Here is a 16,527-nt window from a genome sequence, read left to right on the forward strand (position 1 = left end):
CACTGGGTTCACTTCTGAATCCCGTCCTCGTCGTCGCTGACAATCTTGGTCGCCCTGTTGCGCTCGGCACGCCCGCCCTCCTTGACGAGTTCCGTCTGGCGTTCGACTTCCTGGACGATTTCGGTCTCCTCGCCGTGAATCTTCGTCATCCGCTCGACCTGCGTCTCGGCCTGCTCGACGTTACCCTTCCCCAGTTCGGTCTGGATGACCGTCTGCTGGTGGTCAAGCTGGACCTCCTCGTTGTGCTCGGCCAGTTCCGTGTTGTCCTCGGTGTAGTCGACGGCGATGGTGTCGCGAGCCTCTCCGCCGCGGGCGGTGAGCGTCACGTCGACGAGGTCGACCGACCCCTCCTCGCCGCGCCGTTCGGGGACGTGAATCTTCATCACGACGCGCTGGTGTTCCCGCTCGGTGAGGTCTGGTAGTTTGACGACTGCCGTGTTGTCCGCCCAGTCAAGGCTCACATCTTGAGCTTGCGGGAGCGCACGATACACGTCGGTGACTTCGACGCCTGGTGCGACATCGAGTTCTAGCTGGGCGTCGGGCGCGACGACGTTTTTCGCCTGCTCGACGGCCTCGCCGAAGAACTCCTCGATGTCGCCAGCGGCTTCGAGGTGGGTCCACTCCCCGCGGGCGGTCGTGCCCAGCGTCCGAATCGTCTCCTCGTTGTAGTCCTCGCCGATGCCGGCCGACTCGACGCGGATACCCGACTCGTCGATGTCGCCGGCCAACCGCTCGAAATCCGGCGGGTCGTTCTGCTTGTCTTTGCCGTCCGAGAGCAGGAGGATGCGTCGGACGGCCGTGCCGTCGGTCACGTCGTCGCGCATCCCGAGCGCTTCGAGGGCGTTCTGGGCGGTTCGGAGTCCATCGAACATGTTGGTTCCACCGCCTGCCGAGAGTTCCTCGACGGCGGTCATCCCTTCGTCTCGGGAGATGTCACCCCAGCGCGTCGGCCGCATCACCAGGTCGGCCTCGCTGTCGAAGGCGACGATGCTGACGTAATCGTCGTCGTCGAGGAGACCGAACACCCACGACGCCCCGTCGCGTGCGCGGTCGATTTTGCGCCCACCCATGGAGCCGCTGGTGTCGATACACAACGCGATATGGCGCTGGACCGCCTCCTGCTTTTCTCCCGGTTCGACGTCGACCTCCGCCGTAATCGTCGTCCCGCTCGTCGGGACGTTCGGCCGGTTGACGTCGGTCCGTATCTCTGCTGTCATACCCGTCACCTGTTGCCCATCCCCCATGTATTTTTGCACCATATCAGTCGAAGTATCGGTTCGCGCTAGCCCACGAAACTGCGCGTTTCTGTGCGTCAAACGGGTTCACCCGACTTTCGTTCCGAATGGATTGTCAGTAGCCGACATGTATTGCATCGGATCACATCTGTTCGGGAGGCCCGTAGCTGTACCATCGGGACGATAAAACGGTGTTTGCCGGGCGATATCTGTCTCGTGTTAGTCGTCTGCGACTGCGGGCGCGGTCTGCTCTGGTGGGTTTGCCTCGGGCCGCACGGACATCGGGGTCCATTCCAAATCGCTCTCGTAACAAAACGCACGGTGGTCCTGAGTCGGGTCGACAACTGCAGCCGAGAGCCAGTTGTTGTCGAGTAGGTTCGCCAACTCCTCGTGGTCAGCAAGGATAGCGTTGACACGTTCGACCGGCGCGTGGATGACCGTCGAGAGGCGGAGCGGTTGATGGTACGGTTCGTCGTCAGCAACCATGAGAGACTGCAGCGGCAGGCCGGTCATCAAGTCACCGCCGTTCCCCTGGTAGACGCCGATATTGCCGACGGGGTTGTGAGTCACTTTCGACCCGCTCCCGTAGACGGCGTTGTCGACTGTCGAGAAGTAGTACTGGTTGTTGATCCACTGAGTGACGACCATCGGTCCGGTAAGTATCGCTTCCAGCGCGTCCCCGTCGGGGTCGGTCGACCAGTCATACGAATGGAGGAACGCGCGGCCGTCGAGATCGAGGTCGCTCGTCAGTTCGCGGGGACCAACGACGAACCCGGCGTTGCCGGCCAATCCCCATTCTGGACGGGTTTCTGCCCAGTCGGCAGCACGGCGTTCCGTCTCGCTGATGCCAGACGTCGCGTCGGCACCCATCGACTCGGCCCGCTCGGCGGTCGCGCGCTCGCGAGCAGCGGCGAGATCGGCCCGCAACTGCTCGAGGTCGTCGGCGTGACTCTCTGGTACGTCGGCGTCGTACAGTTCGATGTCGTCGGTCGTGGTGTTGTGCTCGCCAGCGAGGAACACGGTGTCGTCGGGAATATCGAAGCCGCGTTCACGGAGCGCCGTTTTGACGTCGGCGTCGTTGCAGATCGCTGCGAGCACGCGCGCATTTGGTCCACCGGGGTTGCCGGCGCAGGCCCCACAGTCCAGACTCGAATCGTAGGGATTGTTGGTCGTCTCACTGGCGTGACCAGTGAAGACGACGAGGCGGCTGAACTCCTCCCAGCCCATCAACTCGAACGCGGTAGCGGCGTACTCGATTTTCTCCTCGGTGGTCAGCCCGACCGGCAAGTCGCCAGCGTACGTGTGCTGGTGGTGGACGAGCGGGTCACAGAACTCGTGCTCGTCGGGCACCCGCTCGTCAGTGGCGTCGAACAGGTCGTACATCCGCCCGGGAAGGAGCGTGCGGGCGGCGAGTGCGAGACCGTAGCCGCTCCCCGTACTCTCGACGAAGCCGTAGGCCGTGGCGGCGTTGGCCGCTACCGTCTCGATGAGTTCGTCGGCAGCCTCGCGGATACCAGACCAGCGGTCGTGGCTTGCCTGCGTGTCGTCATCGGTCGGAATCTCGGTGATGCGGTGTTGCGGTTCCAGAATCGGTGGACAGGCATCGACCGACACATCGGCACTGTATCCCTGGTACTCGATCGGGATACCAAAGAAGCCGGCGTATCCGTGCGTCCCGTAGTCGTCCACTGCCTCGATATGCCTGCGGATGATTTCCGAGCGGGTGTCGATACAGAAGACCAGCTGTGCATCCGGACGACCCGACGTATCGCTGTCGGCCAGCGACTGGCTCTCTGCGGCGACGGTTTCGACGAGCTCACCGCGGTAGGTCGCCTCCCACGCGCGCAGGAACGCCCCCGCGAGTTCGTCGGCAGGATTGAGGTCGGCACCGTCGGCCGAGGGCTCGATATCGGCACCAACGGCATCCAGCAGTGCCAGACGTGCTGCGAGGTATCCCTCCAGCGAAATCGGGTATGCCGACTGCCACTCGCTCTCGGCATCGACGCGTTGCTTGATGAATCCCGTCCAGCCCGGGAGCGCGGCCAGTTGCTCCTCGAAGATGGGTTCCCACTGGTGGTCCGGATACGACTCCAGCACCATCTCGAGGGCCTCGGTCGGCGTCTCGGGAAGGTCAGCGACAATTCCCTCGGCGGGGATTTCGTTGTCGTACTCGGCCACCTCGCGGAAGGCGGCGTAGAATCCCGCGTCGCGGTTCGGCATCGGCCAGTACGCGCTTCCCTCATCGAGAAAGGCCGAGAGCCACTTCGTTACCACGTTGTCGACGTGGTCGACAGCGGCGTCGGCATCGCTCCCAGTGGCGTCGGTCGCGTCGGCCATGAGGTCGAGCAGCGTCTCGGGATCGTCGTCGTAGCCGGCCTCTGCGAGTTCCGCTTCGAGTAGCTCCGTGTCTATCCGACCGCGGTGCAGCGCCCTCCGGAACGTCTCGGCACTGGGGTAGCCGCGGCCGCCGAGCAGGTCAGACGCCTGCTCGACCGCGTCACCGAACGGCAGGTCCTCGAGTCCCGAGAGGGGGTTGGCCGTCACAAACGAGTGGATGGGCCAGAGGGAGCCGACGGTGGTCGCTGCGTTGTCGATACTGTCGTGGATGGTAGGTTCAGTACTCATTGTAGTCCTCCGTGGAAGTCAGGACAGTGTCCGAGGATGGTTGGCTGGCGTTCAACAGCGCCACGTAGAGACGCTGGCTGCGTTCGTGAATGCCAGTCTCGATGCTGACGTAGATGCCGACGAAGACGACGGCGATGAGACCGTGCAGAGACGTTAGTTCGGTCGCCGCCGTGCTACCCATCAGGAGCCCCGAAACCCCTGTATAGACCCCGGCGTAGATGAGAATAGCCGGGAAGAAGACCAGCGGGATGGCCCCGTAGCGGGCTATCGCCGGAAGCGAGGTGTGCTGGACCGCGTTGCGGGCTGCGTGGAGTGTCGCGAAAACCACGAAGAACGTCAACAGCAGACCGCTATCGACTGTCGTCCCTTTCCCCGTCAGCACCGCGAACAACACGCCGCCGGCGAGGCCGGTCAGCAGTGTCACAGCGAGCCCGGCGACGCTCGTCATCGGCCCTGTTCTGGGCGGAGTGGCCGCGCCTGGACTCGTGTGCTCGACATGGCCACCCGAGCTCAGGAACTGATAGGCCTTGTAGAATCCGTGCAGGATGAGATGCGTGATAGCGGCCCCGAAAAAGCCGAGACCGGCCTGCATAATCATGAACCCCATCTGGCCGACAGTCGAACAGCCGAGTTTGCTCTTGATATCCGTCCGGACTGATTTCAGGAGTTTCCCGCCGATGGCGCTGGCCCCTCCGACCGCGACCACCGCGAGCATGAGCGTCGAATCGACGGTGATGACCGGAGCAAACCGGGTCAGCAGGATACCGCCCGCGTTGACGAACCCGGCGTGCATCAGTGCCGATGCCGGGGTCGGGGCGGTCATCGAGGAGAGCAACCAGCTGTGGAACGGAATCAAGGCAGACTGGATCATCGCCGCGAGCACGAGCGCGCCGGCGGCGACCAGCCACACTGGGCCACCGAATGTATCAGTGGCAACGACGATACCGGAGACCGTCGTCGCGCCGGTCGTCCACCACAGTGCCGTTAGCGCGACACCGAGGAGTACACTGCTGGCGAGGAAGTACCTGCGGGCGACCGCCGCTGCTGCCTGTGCTTGCTTCCAGCCGCTACTGAGACCGATGAGTCTCGCCATCAGCAGACCCATCGCCAGCCACAAGAGGCCGAACAGGGCGATGTGGTCGGCCGCGACCAGCCCCATCACGGCGACCGTGAAACCGAACACGGTGACAAAAAACGCCGTTTTGTGGGTACTGCCCGCCATGTACCGGCGCGAGTAGCTGTGGACGATACCGCTGAAGAAGGCGACGACCACCCACATCAGAACAGTCAGTCCGTCGATTGCGACCAGTCCAGGTATCTCCCACGAGGCTCCGGTCTGGACTCGGATGACAAGTGTCGCGATACTTGCAACCAACATCGACCACATCAGCCACGTAAGTACCACGGGCACGACCGGCGACTCCGCCGATGTGTCCGAAATCGATCCAACCGTTGTCGACGAGTTGTGTCCCGACATCGTTCAGTCCATGTGTGACCTTTCACGGCGACCGAGAGATACTCGGCGAGCCGCTTCTGGTCGAACTTACCCACAACTACGAACAGAATAGGTATTAAAACCTTCTATATTACCAGATCGTTCTCAAAGTGGCGTATTATAGAACGTTATGTTTTTCAGTTCGGAAGAGTCTACTGACACGACAGTAAAATCAGCTCAGAAGACTCGCGACCAGAATCAAGGACTCCGCTGAGAGACGAATCCGAATCTCGGCCGGAGATGGGAAGTCGTCCAGTGCGCGACCGCACGGAATATCAAACGCGTCGGCTGCTCCATAGTAACAACTGAAACGATTTACACATCGACCGCACTGTACTCGTGCGGTCGTGTGTGCAATGGCTTTCAGTGGCTACTATAGCTATTGTTTCCGGACTCGAACTTGCCGAAGGGGGTCGTCTCGTGGCTCCGGACGAGTACTTCGTCCGCGACTGTCAACCCCATATCGAGAAGTTCCTGTGCAACGGGTGTGATGTCGCTATCCGACTCGCCGACAGCCGTCACCAGAAGATTCTGTTCACCGGTGACCAGTTCCTGAACGGATATCACACCGTCTATCTCTAAAATTTCGGTGGTAAGATCGCCCCGGTCTGCTATCGAAGCGGTACAGTAGAGCAGCATTCGGAGCGGGTACCCCGATTTCTGGTAATCGACGTCGGCGCTGTATCCTTTGATAATGCCGTCAGACTCGAGGCGCTGAATGCGCTTGCGGACGGTACTGTCGGACGTGTCGGTTCGTTCTGCGATGTCTCCAGACGACATGTTTCGAGCATCCTCTTGCAGTGCGTACAGGATTGCTCGGTCCACATCGTCGATCTCCTCGTCAGCCATGGTTGTGTGTCTGCGACATAGACACTTTACCTTTGCACGTTACTCAGAAATTCCCCCAGATGGAGATGGTCCGCGCGAGCCGGCAGGTCCGCGTCCGAGACCCGGTGTGGTTCGCAAAAGAACGGAGCGCCATGTCGTCAGTTCGAAACACCGGAGACGCGCCGACGAATCGGCAGAAACGCACAACGGTACCGAGATGCCGAGACAGCTTTACCGTCTCTAACAGCAAGAACGCCGGCCTTACATATAGCCGAGGTCGCGCAGGCGCTCCATCAGGTCTTCTTTGTCCTGGGCGCGGCCTGCGCGCTCGGTCGTGTTCGCCATGTCCTGCAGCCAGGCGGGCTGCTCGGCGGATTTGTCGGTCGAAATCTCACTGCCCAGCGAGCGGAAGCCGGCGAAGTACTTCGGACTCACGGGGATGTCGTCCTGCGTGAGGTCGTTCGGCAGGTCGTCGGCACCTTCGGGAATGTAGCCGTCGTCCGGATACTCGTCGACTGTCTCGGGGACGACAAAGCCCCAGAACGCCTCCCACACGTCGGGTTCGGCGAACTGGAGAATCGGCTGGATGCGGTCGTGGGGCGGGTAGATGTCCGGGTCGTGACGCGGCGAAAAGAACGTCTCGTCGGCACGAGCATCCTGCTCGTCCCAGCGAATCCCGGAGATGACGCCGTCGACGTCGTGCTCTTCGAGCGTGTCGTTCAGTGCGACGGTCTTCAGCAGATGATTACCTACGTAGGTATCGAGCAGGAACGGGAACGTGTCCTCCTCGTACTCCAGGATGTCCCGGATGTGGTGCTGGTTGTGCTCCGAAAGGTCCTCGACGGGGATGTCGTCGCCAGGTTCGAGGTCGTGTTCCTCGACGTAGTTGCCGATGTCGTCGTTTTTCGCGTAGATGACGTCGAGATCCCACTCTTCGGCCCACCGGTCGACGAAGTCGTGGATGTCGTCGAAGTGCTGGAAGTGGTCGATGAACACCGCCGAGGGGACCTCGAGGTCGAACCGCTCGGCGACTTCCTTGATGAAGTACAGCGTGAGCGTCGAGTCCTTGCCGCCGGTCCACATCACGACCGGATTCTCGTACTGTTCGAGTCCCTCGCGGGTGACCTCGATTGCCTTCTCCAGTTTGTCCTCGATGCCGGGGTAATCCGCTGGCTCTTCACCCTCGCCCGCAGTGTACTCTACGTCGAGGTAGTCCGGAAATGTCTCTGTCTCTGTCATCGTATAATGATATATAATTACCCGGCATAAAAGAATTTTCGGCATACGATGAGAGTAGCCAGTGCAATACGGGCCGCGGTAGCTGCGGGTTTTACGTCCCCAGAGATTCGAATGAGGGTATGAGCGACGTTACGGAGAAGCTTCGAGCGACATTCGAAGACAACGACTACGAAGTAGGCGAGGTTAGCACCAACCGTGACCGTGTTCGGGTTGCGCTGCTGGTCGAAGGCGCAGAAGCCGCCCAACTGCGAGAGATCGTCCACGAAACAGTTGGTGAAAGCAACGTACTCGGGCTGAACGTGACGACGGAGACGGTCGAAGGACAGGACGCCGTCCGGACGGTCGTCTCCTTCCGAAATCGGACCTGAAGTCGAATGCCAGACCGTTTCGAGGTCGAGGTCGATGGGCAGTCCGTCGTCGGCGTCACCCATCCTGCACCCGGCGACCGCTGGCTGGTCTTCTGTCACGGCTTTCTGAGCGACAAGTCCGGCAGCTACGAGGAACGGTGCCGACGTGCCGTCGACGCGGGATACAACGCCATCCGGTTCGATTTTCGCGGGTGCGGAGACTCGGACGGCGCGTTCGTCGACCAGACGCTCTCGGACAAACTCGCGGACCTCCAGGCAGTCCTCGACCACGTCGACCCCGTCCGGTACGCACTGTTTGGCTCCTCGTTTGGCGGGAAGGTTGCCTTCCACACCGCAGTCGCCGACGACCGTGTTACCGCTGTCGCGACGCGCGCACCAGTGACGTACAACCGTGCGTTCGACGAGTACCGTGACACCGTCGAAAATAAGGGCGTCGTCACGTTCGAAGACGGGCGAGCCGTCGATTCGACGTTCTTTGCGGACTTCGAGACGTACGACTTCACAGCGGTTACCGAGCGACTCGACGTGCCGGTCGCCATTTTCCACGGTCGCGACGACGATTCGGTCGATATCGAGGACAGCTTCGACGCTGCCAGCGCGCTCCCGGGAGACGTGTTGCTCGAAGCGTTCGCGGGCGAAGGACACCGTTTTACCGAGGAGGCAGAAGCACGACTCCGAGAGCGGCTGTTTGACTGGCTCGACGGAAGCTACGACTGAGCCACTCAGACACGCAGACGGATGTGAACGGCAGTCGACGACGGAGATTACGAGATGAACTTGTTGTCGCGCCAGTTGACGCTGTCTGCGCCGTCGTCCTCGTTGGGGTCTTCCGTGACCGTAATCGAGGCGGGCTTGGGTTCACCGTCGACGATACGGATCGCTTCGAGTTCCTCGTCGACGACCGCAATCGCGGTTAGCGTTCCTTTTTCGGCCTCTCCGGCGACCTTACAGAGTACTTCGAACATCGGGTACTGGAGCGCAGTGTTCTGCAGAACAGTTTCGCGGTCGCCTTTGAAACAGGCGTATTCGACGAGTTCCGATTCGATTTCTTCTTCTTCGTCTTCGAACGCTCCCCACTGGGGGGACCCGCCGCCGTTGGGACGACCCGAGGGCGGGCCGCCGGGTTCGGCGTCGGGGTCTTCCTCGTAGACCCGGTTTTCGGTGACGCTTGCTTTGAGTTGTGCCGTGGGTGTGTACTTGCTGATCGAGTCGTCGCCCGAAACAGCGCTGATAATCAGCGTGTTGTTTCGGCGCGTGATGTCGACGTCCTCGATCTCCGGCGGCAGCTCCGGGTCCTCAAAGTAGTCGTAAACGTCTTCGAGGGGCAGTTCCAGTGTCGAGTGGAGTCTGTATACGCGGCTGGTCATGTGTAATGGTGGTTGACGGCCGTCCGCTGACGCCAGTGTCAGGTGTAAGTAGGGGACCCACGCATATATGGGCTATCCTTCGCCGCCAGACCATCCTCTGAGCGTAAGATTGGCGCTACAGGCCGCTAGGCGGGTTCTCAAAGGTAATGGCGTCTTGGCGACAGAATGGATGCCAGTTCCAGTCACACGATCGTTACCCGGCATTGAAATACGACCGGACCTGTATTAGTAACCAAGATGAGCGAGGTCAAGACCTACGAGGTCGCGGTTGTCGGCGGCGGTCCCGCCGGATTGACAGCAGCACTGTACACGACTCGACTCGGACACGAGACGGCACTGATCGACCGGGGTGGCGGCCGGGCGGCGATGATGGCCGATACGCACAACGTCATCGGCGTCACCGAGGACGTCTCGGGCAACGAATTCCTCCAGACCGGGCTCGAACAGGTCAAAAGCTACGGTGGTGACCACTACCGCGATTTCGTCACCGACGCCGAGCGGACCGACGACGGGCAGATCCGATTGGAAGCTGGCAGCGTGACCATCCTCGCAGACAGCGTCGTGCTGGCGACCGGCTTTTCCGACGGCCGACCCGACCCACCGGCCCCGCGGACCGCTCGCGGTCTCCACTACTGTCTCCACTGTGATGCCTACATGTTCGTCGACGCGTCGGTGTACGTGATGGGCCACGGCTCCGCTGCTGCCCACGTCGCGATGATCATGCTGAACTTCACCGACGAAGTGGACCTCCTGCTGAACGGCGACGAGCCGACCTGGGACGACGAGACCGACAGGCAGGTGCGTGCCCACCCTATCGACATCGTCGAGGAGGAGGTCACTGGCGTCGAGAACGGCGAAGACGGCTGGCTCGAAGCCATGGAGTTCGAGGACGGCACCCGCCGCGAGTACCGCGGCGGCTTCGCCATGTACGGCTCGAAGTACAACACGGACCTCGCCGAGCAGTTGGGGTGTGATATCAACGACGACGGAACCATCGCCGTCGACGACCACGGCGCAACGAGCGTCGACGGCGTCTGGGCCGTCGGTGACGTCGTCCCCGGCCACAACCAGGTCCCCGTCGCGATGGGGCAGGGTGCACGCGCCGGTATCGACATCCACTACGGACTGCGCACGTATCCGATGTCGCTGGACGAACTGGAAGAGCACGGCGAGATCGCTCCCGATGAGGTCCCGGCAATCTCGGAGCGCCAGCGCGAACGCGCACGGGCACACGAGTCGAACGTCAGTGCGAAACAGCCCGAAGCCGCCGACGACTAGCGAGGACGACTGTCGGGAGTCCTCGGCGTTCGCGAACGGCGATCAACGGAGCCGTGAGCGGAATAAATTACTGCAGTGTTCGCGTCAATCGTCCGCAGCGGCGGTGTCGCTGCTGCCGACAGCCGCGTCGGATTCGATACTCGGCGGATACTTCCCGCGGTCGAGTGTCAGGTCCGACTGCGGTCGGGCCATGCAGGTCAGCGCGTAGGACTCGCGTTCCTCGTCGGTGAGTCCGCGCGCCGCGGGTTGGGTAACCTCACCTTCGACGATCTTCGCAGAACAGGCCAGACACATCCCCACGCGACAGGAGTATTCCTGTGCGATACCCTCCTCGATGCAGCGGCTGAGGACGGTTTCGGTGTCAGAGACAGTAATACTCTCACCCGTCCCCACGAACTCGACGGTGTAGTCGGTCATAGCCACCGGTAGGAGCACACCCGACAAAGTTCTTTATACCAGCCGACCCCGAGGCGAAGACGATGCGGACCGCTAGCCGGGGGCAGAATAAAGAGTTTTGCCGCTCCGGTGTGGACGGGCGTGCATGACAACCCACGCGGTCGACGTCGCCATCGTCGGTGCCGGGACATCCGGCTGTTATGCGGCGGCGACCATCGCCGACGCCGGCTACGACGTCGTCATTGCCGAGCGAAAGGACGAGGAAGAAGCCGGACATATCGCCTGCGGTGACGCGCTCAAGGGTGCCAGCGATTTCCCCAGTGCGATTCCGAAATCCCAGATTGAACCCGCCTTTACCAACACCGACGTAGACCACGGCCGATTCGAGATTCCCCAGCTCGACACCGCGGTCGACATCCCCGTCCCCGGTGAACTCGCGGTCATCGACCGCTGGGAGTACGGCCGCCGTCTCATTGACGGCGCGACTGACGCCGGTGCCGAAATTCACTACAACACCGTCGTCAAAGACGTGGTCCAGAACGGAAAAGTCGAGGGACTGGAAGCTGTTCGAAAGGGCGACCCCGTCGAGTACGAGGCCGACCTCGTCATCGACGCCGCGGGCGCGCTCTCGATTCTCCAGGACAAGGTCGATTTCTCCGATTCGACCTTCGATACGAACGTCACCTACTCGCAGTTCTGTTCGGCCTACCGGGAGATCGTCACCGTCGACGAGCCGGTCGACTGGTCGGACGCGCTGGTGTTCAAGCCGACCGAGCGCGCGGCGGGCTATCTGTGGTACTTCCCGCGCACGGAGACCGAAATCAACGTCGGGCTCGGCTTCCAGATGACCGAAGAGCCGATGCAACTGGTCGAGGACCTCAAAGAGGACCTCCGAGAGCGCCCCGAGTTCGAGGGGGCGACTGTCGACGACAAACTCGGCGCCGCACTCCCCACTCGCCGCCCGTACGACTCGGCGGTCGCGCCGGGGTACGTGGCCATCGGCGACGCCGCAGGACACGTCAACCCAACGACTGGCGGCGGTATCGCGGGCGCAGCTTACGCCGGCCAGTACGCCGGCGAGGCGACCATCGAGGCGCTCGAGCACGACGACGTGAGCGAACAGCGCCTCTGGGAGTACAACGAGCGCGTGATGGACCACTTCGGCGCTCGCTACGCCGCGCTCGACGTGTACAACATCTTCACGACGGCGACCGACGTTGACGACCTGATGGGACTGCTCGCGGCACTCCCAGTCAAGAAACTCTCGGAAGCGCTCTACGAGGGATCGACCAGCGTCGGTCCGTGGCTCAAACTCAAGACGGCAGCCAAAAGCTTCGGCCACTGGGAAACCATCTACGACCTCTACCGGACCAAATCCATCGCCGACGAACTCCTCGCCCACTACGAGCAATACCCCTCCAATCCAGACCAGTTCGACCGCTGGCGGAGTCAGCGCGACGACCTCATGGAACGTGTCTACGACGTGACCGGTGCGGATCCGAAGTACTGAGAACCCTACTCGAGTTCGTTTTCTGTCCGGTATGAGCCCGATACTGAACAGCAATCGGGCGTTAGAAAGTCTCTATATCAGCTTCACGGATCATTCTTATATTGTCTGTCGAGAACCAGCTAGGCGAAGGAATCCGAGATTCTCGGTGGTCCAGACGAAGACCGCCCAGTCGACGTGACCTGCACCGGAGGCACACATGAAACGCACCAAGCGTCTCGACGACAGGGGAATACCACCGGTCATGAGTAGTATCCTCGTACTGACGATTACGGTTTTGCTCGTGGGGACAGCCGGATCTTTCTTTTTCGGATTCACGCAGCGGCCAGTAGAACCAGAGCAACCGAGAGCAGTCATCGAGTTCGAGGACAGTATCGGCAGCGGGTCGGATACGGTCACAATCGAACACACCAGTGGCGAGCGAGTGCTCGCGGCGAATCTCTACGTCGAACTCGACGGTGCCGAGTGTACGGGGAGTGGGTCGCCGGACGGCCAGTACACCGTCGCAAGCGATTTCGATTTCCCAGCGGAGGAGATTGATTCAGGGATGACGACGCAGGTCGGGCGGGAACTCGGTCCCGGTGGCACGGCCGTCTGCGCGGGTGCCGGCAACGAACTCGACCTCACGGATGCAACCGTCACAGTCGGCTGGGAGAACGCCGACGGAGACAGCGGTACCTACGCCGAGTGGACACAATAGCGGAGTGTTTCGGAGAAATAGGCCCTTTATAATGAAACCGCTCGGGCATGTGCTGGTAGTATGGCCGAACAGACCACGAGCGACGATACACTCGACCGCGAGGCTGTCGCAGACCGGCTGAACGACCTCGCCGCTGAAATCCGGACTGGAGACGACCTGCGTGTCCGCGTCGGCAACAAGAACGTCACACTCCACCCCCCCGAAACAATCAACTACCGAGTCGAGGTCATCGAGAAGCGCAAGCGGTTTCGCGGGAGTCGGGAAACGATACGGATAGAACTCGACTGGAAACCCGAATAGGTCGTTGTTGTCGGGTTTATCACCAGGCGTTGACGCCAGTAGCGGGAGAGTTACGAGTGGTATAGAGAAAATAGTATTGTACGTCCACAGCCTGTGGCTCGCCATGAGCAAGCTAAAACAAGCGCTCGTGGCTACTGCCGGCGTCGTCGTCGGAGCAGTGACGCTCCGGAAACTACGACAGCGCCGACAATCAACGGCCGAGGAAGAACTCGAAGAAGAAGAAGAAGAAGAGATTACCAGGTCACCGAAAGAAGAGGCAACTCAAGAGGCCAAAGCTGCTGCCGCCCACGCCCGTGCCGCAGGCGAGAAAGCAAGTGAGTACGCGCGCGAGCGAATTGAGACGGGTCGAAACCCATAGCAGCGATTCGCTCTTCTATGCGTCGGCAAACACCGACAACACCGACCCAGTGAGCACGTCGACACCAATCGGCAGCGACCGCTCGTCCACGTCGAACGTCGCAGTGTGGTGGCCGCCGGGGTGGTCGGTCCCGATACAGACGTATCCCGCCTCACCACCCAGTTCCTGGACCCGCTGCATCAGGAACGTCGCGTCTTCGCTCCCGCCAAGGTCGTCGCGGCGGAGAATGTTCTCGACGCCTGCAACGTCCTGAGCGGCCGTCTCGACCCGGTCGACGACCGACTCGTCACTGGTCGCACTGGGTGCTTCACCGTCGCGCTCGATGGTGTACTCACAGTCGTGCATCGCCGCGGCGTTTTCGATGACGCGGTTCGCTTCGTCCCACATGTACTCCATCAGTTCGGTCGTCTCCCCCCGGACTTCCCCCTCGATGAAGGCAGATTCAGGGATGATGTTCGACGCCGTCCCGCCGCCGACCCGGCCCGCGTTGACTCTGGTCGCGCCGGCTTCGTGGCGCGGAATCGCGTAGAGGTTCTGGACGGCCGCCGCCATCGCCTGGACCGCGTTGCGGCCCTGGCCGGGGTGGCCACCAGCGTGTGCACCCTCGCCGGCAAACGTCGCATTCAGATGGCGCACCGCCAGAAAGCCGTCGATGCCGGCGACGACTTCGCCAGTCGGGTGGTCCAACCCGATGTGCACGGCCAGAAGCGTGTCGACATCGTCGAGGTGACCGCTCTCGGCGATTGCTTTCCCTCCGCCAATCTGTTCCTCTGCCGGCTGGACGATGAGCTTGAACGTCCCCGAAAAGTCACTCTCCGCGACAGCGCGCAAGACGCCTAACCCGATTGCGGCGTGAGCGTCGTGACCGCAGGCGTGCATGGCCTCCTCGTTTCGCGACCGAAAGCCCTCGGCGACCGGGTGGTGAGTATCGCGCTGACTCTCCTCACGAGTCAGCGCGTCGATGTCGATTCGGAGTGCAACGGTGGGTCCGTCACCCCGGTCGAGGACCGCAATCGCGCCGGTGTGGCCACCTGCCATCTTGTCGAGCAATGCGTCACTCGCACCAGCCTCGCGCGCTCGCTCGACCCACTCGTCGAGTTCCGCGTCGTCGGGGACGCCGAGGCGAGCGTCGCTCTCGAGCGCGTCGGGACCGACATACAGTTCGTCGACGCCGATGGCATCGATCTCTTCGACGACGCGTGCGGTGGTGTAGAACTCCCGCCAGGCGGGTTCGGGCCGCTGATGGAGGTCACGACGCAACTCGACCAGCCAGTCGTAATAGCGAGTGCCGGCGCTCATACTGGTGGTATCGAGACGGAGTGTAAAGAAGACTCATACTGTCGGCCGGAACTGCGTGAGGAGAGTTGGCGGCCGACAGTATCCGACTCGTCTCAGTTGTCGCCGGCCTGCCGGAGCTGTTCGATTTCCGCGGAGACGTGAACGCTGTCGGGGTACGTGCGCTCAGCCACGTCGCGGGCGAACTCGTCGTGCCCGACGATCTCGATAGTGCGGGTGTAGACGGTGTACTCCCACGGAGCGAAGGTCCCGCCGCCGTCGACGCGTTTGTGCTGGGGGACCCGGTAGTGGTCTGGTGGCTTCGGGTGGGGTCCCTTGAGTTCGGCCCCCTTGCGCTCTGCGGTCTCCTTGATGTCGGTGACGACGCGGTCGAGCGAGTTCACGTCGCCGCTCTGGAGTCGCAGTTTCGTCACGAAGGGCATACCCAGCCATGGACGGCCACCGCTCAAAACCTATTCGCTTCGGCACGAGTCTCATCCGACTAATCACGTCTCCGATATGCACTTAACGCCGGACCGAATACTCATGGGTAATGATAGAGGCCACGAGCGCGGGAGCCATCCTCTTTCGGGATACTCGTGGTCGGCGGGAGTACCTGCTCCTCAAGAGCCGCCCCGGCGACTGGGAATTTCCCAAAGGTGGGGTCGAGGGCGAGGAGGAACTCCAGCAGACCGCAATCCGTGAAGTGAAAGAGGAGGCCGGAATCAGCGATTTCCGGCTGCTAGATGGGTTCCGCAAAGACTACGACTACGTGTTCGAAGCCAACGGCAACACGATACACAAGACTGTCCACCTGTTCGTCGCCAAATCGTACGAAGCGTCGGCAGAACTCTCGGACGAACACCGGGACATGCAGTGGCGCGACTACGAACAGGCAATCAACACCGTGACACAGGACGGGCCACGCGAGATACTCGAAGACGCCCACGACTACCTCGACGAGAAACTAGAGGACGAAGAGGAGTAGGTCGCGGGTACGGTCGCAGTTGGAGTTCGGCACGCTAAAGCGCGTCCACACCTAACAGCCGGCAATGGCTTTCCTGTCGGACGCAGCGATAGCGACCGTCGTTTTCGTCGCTGTCACGCTCAGTTTCCCCTGCTTTCTCTACGGTGCGTACTACATCATCGAGCAGGACCCCGTGACCTGGGACGTACTGATGCACCATCTGAAGTTCATCGTCACCGGACTGGCCCTGACCACGATCCCGATGCTGTTCTGGATGATACCCCGCCTGTTCGAGCAGTTCACCGGTGCAGCGCTCGTCCACGCCTTCCTCGGGTTACAGGCGTACGCCATGCTCGTCTTTGCCGGTACTGGGATCGTCCGCATCTTCCGAGCCAAGCGTCGCCACGACCTGTACAACGACTACGACGAGGACGTAGTCCTCGATGAAATCGGCGCGGAGAACTTCGACCACTGGCGGAGCCGGCTCCGGTTGGGTGTCTTCGGGTACGTCTTCTTCTGGCTGCTTGCCTATCTCGTGGGAACGGTCCGCTACGTCTCGATTTACGTTCGGTTTTGACATCCTCCCCGC

18 protein-coding genes are annotated in these 16,527 nt (G+C 61.7%); 9 read left to right on the top strand and 9 right to left on the bottom strand.

Going from position 1 to position 16,527, the window contains the following annotated elements; all coding sequences use genetic code 11:
• Positions 1 to 8: 8 nt before the first annotated feature.
• The 5 genes from WDJ60_RS14625 to WDJ60_RS14645 all read right to left on the bottom strand — a co-directional run bounded on the left by WDJ60_RS14625 (position 9) and on the right by WDJ60_RS14645 (position 7,422).
• Positions 9 to 1,217 carry a vWA domain-containing protein gene (locus WDJ60_RS14625; RefSeq protein WP_340101335.1) on the bottom strand — a complete coding sequence of 403 codons (1,209 nt, stop codon included), beginning with the start codon at positions 1,215 to 1,217 and terminating at the stop codon, positions 9 to 11.
• A gap of 237 nt (positions 1,218 to 1,454) precedes the next feature.
• Complete coding sequence (locus WDJ60_RS14630; RefSeq protein ID WP_340101336.1) at positions 1,455 to 3,860, bottom strand: DUF2309 domain-containing protein; 2,406 nt, start codon at positions 3,858 to 3,860, stop codon at positions 1,455 to 1,457.
• Positions 3,850 to 5,337, bottom strand: coding sequence for a proton-conducting transporter transmembrane domain-containing protein (locus tag WDJ60_RS14635; protein WP_340101337.1), 1,488 nt, complete (start codon positions 5,335 to 5,337; stop codon positions 3,850 to 3,852). The genes WDJ60_RS14630 and WDJ60_RS14635 overlap by 11 nt, the downstream gene beginning before the upstream one ends.
• A gap of 381 nt (positions 5,338 to 5,718) precedes the next feature.
• Entirely contained in the window at positions 5,719 to 6,204 is a 486-nt protein-coding gene (locus tag WDJ60_RS14640) for an Lrp/AsnC family transcriptional regulator (RefSeq protein WP_340101338.1), read from the bottom strand.
• A 240-nt stretch (positions 6,205 to 6,444) separates the two neighbouring features.
• Positions 6,445 to 7,422, bottom strand: a complete 978-nt coding sequence (locus WDJ60_RS14645) for a phosphoadenosine phosphosulfate reductase family protein (RefSeq protein WP_340101339.1) — start codon at positions 7,420 to 7,422, stop codon at positions 6,445 to 6,447.
• A 119-nt stretch (positions 7,423 to 7,541) separates the two neighbouring features.
• Here WDJ60_RS14645 and WDJ60_RS14650 point away from each other — a divergent pair, with 119 nt between their 5' ends.
• Positions 7,542 to 7,790, top strand: a complete 249-nt coding sequence (locus WDJ60_RS14650; RefSeq protein WP_340101340.1) for a hypothetical protein — start codon at positions 7,542 to 7,544, stop codon at positions 7,788 to 7,790.
• 6 nt (positions 7,791 to 7,796) lie between these two features.
• Positions 7,797 to 8,507, top strand: coding sequence for an alpha/beta hydrolase family protein (locus tag WDJ60_RS14655; protein ID WP_340101341.1), 711 nt, complete (start codon positions 7,797 to 7,799; stop codon positions 8,505 to 8,507).
• 47 nt (positions 8,508 to 8,554) lie between these two features.
• Here WDJ60_RS14655 and WDJ60_RS14660 read toward each other — a convergent pair whose 3' ends face one another.
• Positions 8,555 to 9,157 (bottom strand): DUF7110 family protein, encoded by a 603-nt coding sequence (locus tag WDJ60_RS14660; RefSeq protein WP_340101342.1) that lies wholly within the window; start codon positions 9,155 to 9,157, stop codon positions 8,555 to 8,557.
• A 237-nt stretch (positions 9,158 to 9,394) separates the two neighbouring features.
• Here WDJ60_RS14660 and WDJ60_RS14665 point away from each other — a divergent pair, with 237 nt between their 5' ends.
• Positions 9,395 to 10,435, top strand: coding sequence for an NAD(P)/FAD-dependent oxidoreductase (locus WDJ60_RS14665; RefSeq protein WP_340101343.1), 1,041 nt, complete (start codon positions 9,395 to 9,397; stop codon positions 10,433 to 10,435).
• Between the two features lie 84 nt (positions 10,436 to 10,519).
• On the opposite strand, the gene WDJ60_RS14670 is transcribed toward WDJ60_RS14665, so the two are convergent.
• Positions 10,520 to 10,852 carry a 2Fe-2S iron-sulfur cluster-binding protein gene (locus WDJ60_RS14670; protein ID WP_340101344.1) on the bottom strand — a complete coding sequence of 111 codons (333 nt, stop codon included), beginning with the start codon at positions 10,850 to 10,852 and terminating at the stop codon, positions 10,520 to 10,522.
• Between the two features lie 124 nt (positions 10,853 to 10,976).
• On the opposite strand from WDJ60_RS14670, the gene WDJ60_RS14675 reads away from it, so the two are divergent.
• From WDJ60_RS14675 to WDJ60_RS14690, 4 genes are all read left to right on the top strand, one after another.
• On the top strand, positions 10,977 to 12,341 hold the full coding sequence (locus WDJ60_RS14675; protein WP_340101345.1) for a geranylgeranyl reductase family protein: 1,365 nt from the start codon (positions 10,977 to 10,979) through the stop codon (positions 12,339 to 12,341).
• Between the two features lie 196 nt (positions 12,342 to 12,537).
• Positions 12,538 to 13,038, top strand: coding sequence for a type IV pilin N-terminal domain-containing protein (locus WDJ60_RS14680; protein ID WP_340101346.1), 501 nt, complete (start codon positions 12,538 to 12,540; stop codon positions 13,036 to 13,038).
• Between the two features lie 60 nt (positions 13,039 to 13,098).
• Entirely contained in the window at positions 13,099 to 13,338 is a 240-nt protein-coding gene (locus WDJ60_RS14685) for an amphi-Trp domain-containing protein (RefSeq protein ID WP_340101347.1), read from the top strand.
• 103 nt (positions 13,339 to 13,441) lie between these two features.
• Positions 13,442 to 13,696 carry a hypothetical protein gene (locus WDJ60_RS14690; RefSeq protein ID WP_340101348.1) on the top strand — a complete coding sequence of 85 codons (255 nt, stop codon included), beginning with the start codon at positions 13,442 to 13,444 and terminating at the stop codon, positions 13,694 to 13,696.
• A gap of 15 nt (positions 13,697 to 13,711) precedes the next feature.
• Here WDJ60_RS14690 and WDJ60_RS14695 read toward each other — a convergent pair whose 3' ends face one another.
• Positions 13,712 to 14,995: an amidohydrolase gene (locus WDJ60_RS14695; protein WP_340101349.1), complete on the bottom strand. Its 1,284-nt coding sequence runs from the start codon at positions 14,993 to 14,995 to the stop codon at positions 13,712 to 13,714.
• A 92-nt stretch (positions 14,996 to 15,087) separates the two neighbouring features.
• Positions 15,088 to 15,414, bottom strand: a complete 327-nt coding sequence (locus WDJ60_RS14700; protein WP_340101350.1) for an uS10/mL48 family ribosomal protein — start codon at positions 15,412 to 15,414, stop codon at positions 15,088 to 15,090.
• Positions 15,415 to 15,524: 110 nt separating this feature from the next.
• On the opposite strand from WDJ60_RS14700, the gene WDJ60_RS14705 reads away from it, so the two are divergent.
• Together WDJ60_RS14705 and WDJ60_RS14710 are read left to right on the top strand one after the other, a co-directional pair.
• Positions 15,525 to 15,959 (top strand): bis(5'-nucleosyl)-tetraphosphatase, encoded by a 435-nt coding sequence (locus tag WDJ60_RS14705; RefSeq protein ID WP_340101352.1) that lies wholly within the window; start codon positions 15,525 to 15,527, stop codon positions 15,957 to 15,959.
• A gap of 64 nt (positions 15,960 to 16,023) precedes the next feature.
• Positions 16,024 to 16,515, top strand: a complete 492-nt coding sequence (locus WDJ60_RS14710; RefSeq protein WP_340101353.1) for a DUF7321 family protein — start codon at positions 16,024 to 16,026, stop codon at positions 16,513 to 16,515.
• The last annotated feature ends 12 nt before the right edge of the window (positions 16,516 to 16,527 follow it).

The organism is Salinibaculum salinum, from assembly GCF_037645885.1.
Lineage (GTDB): Archaea > Halobacteriota > Halobacteria > Halobacteriales > Haloarculaceae > Salinibaculum > Salinibaculum salinum.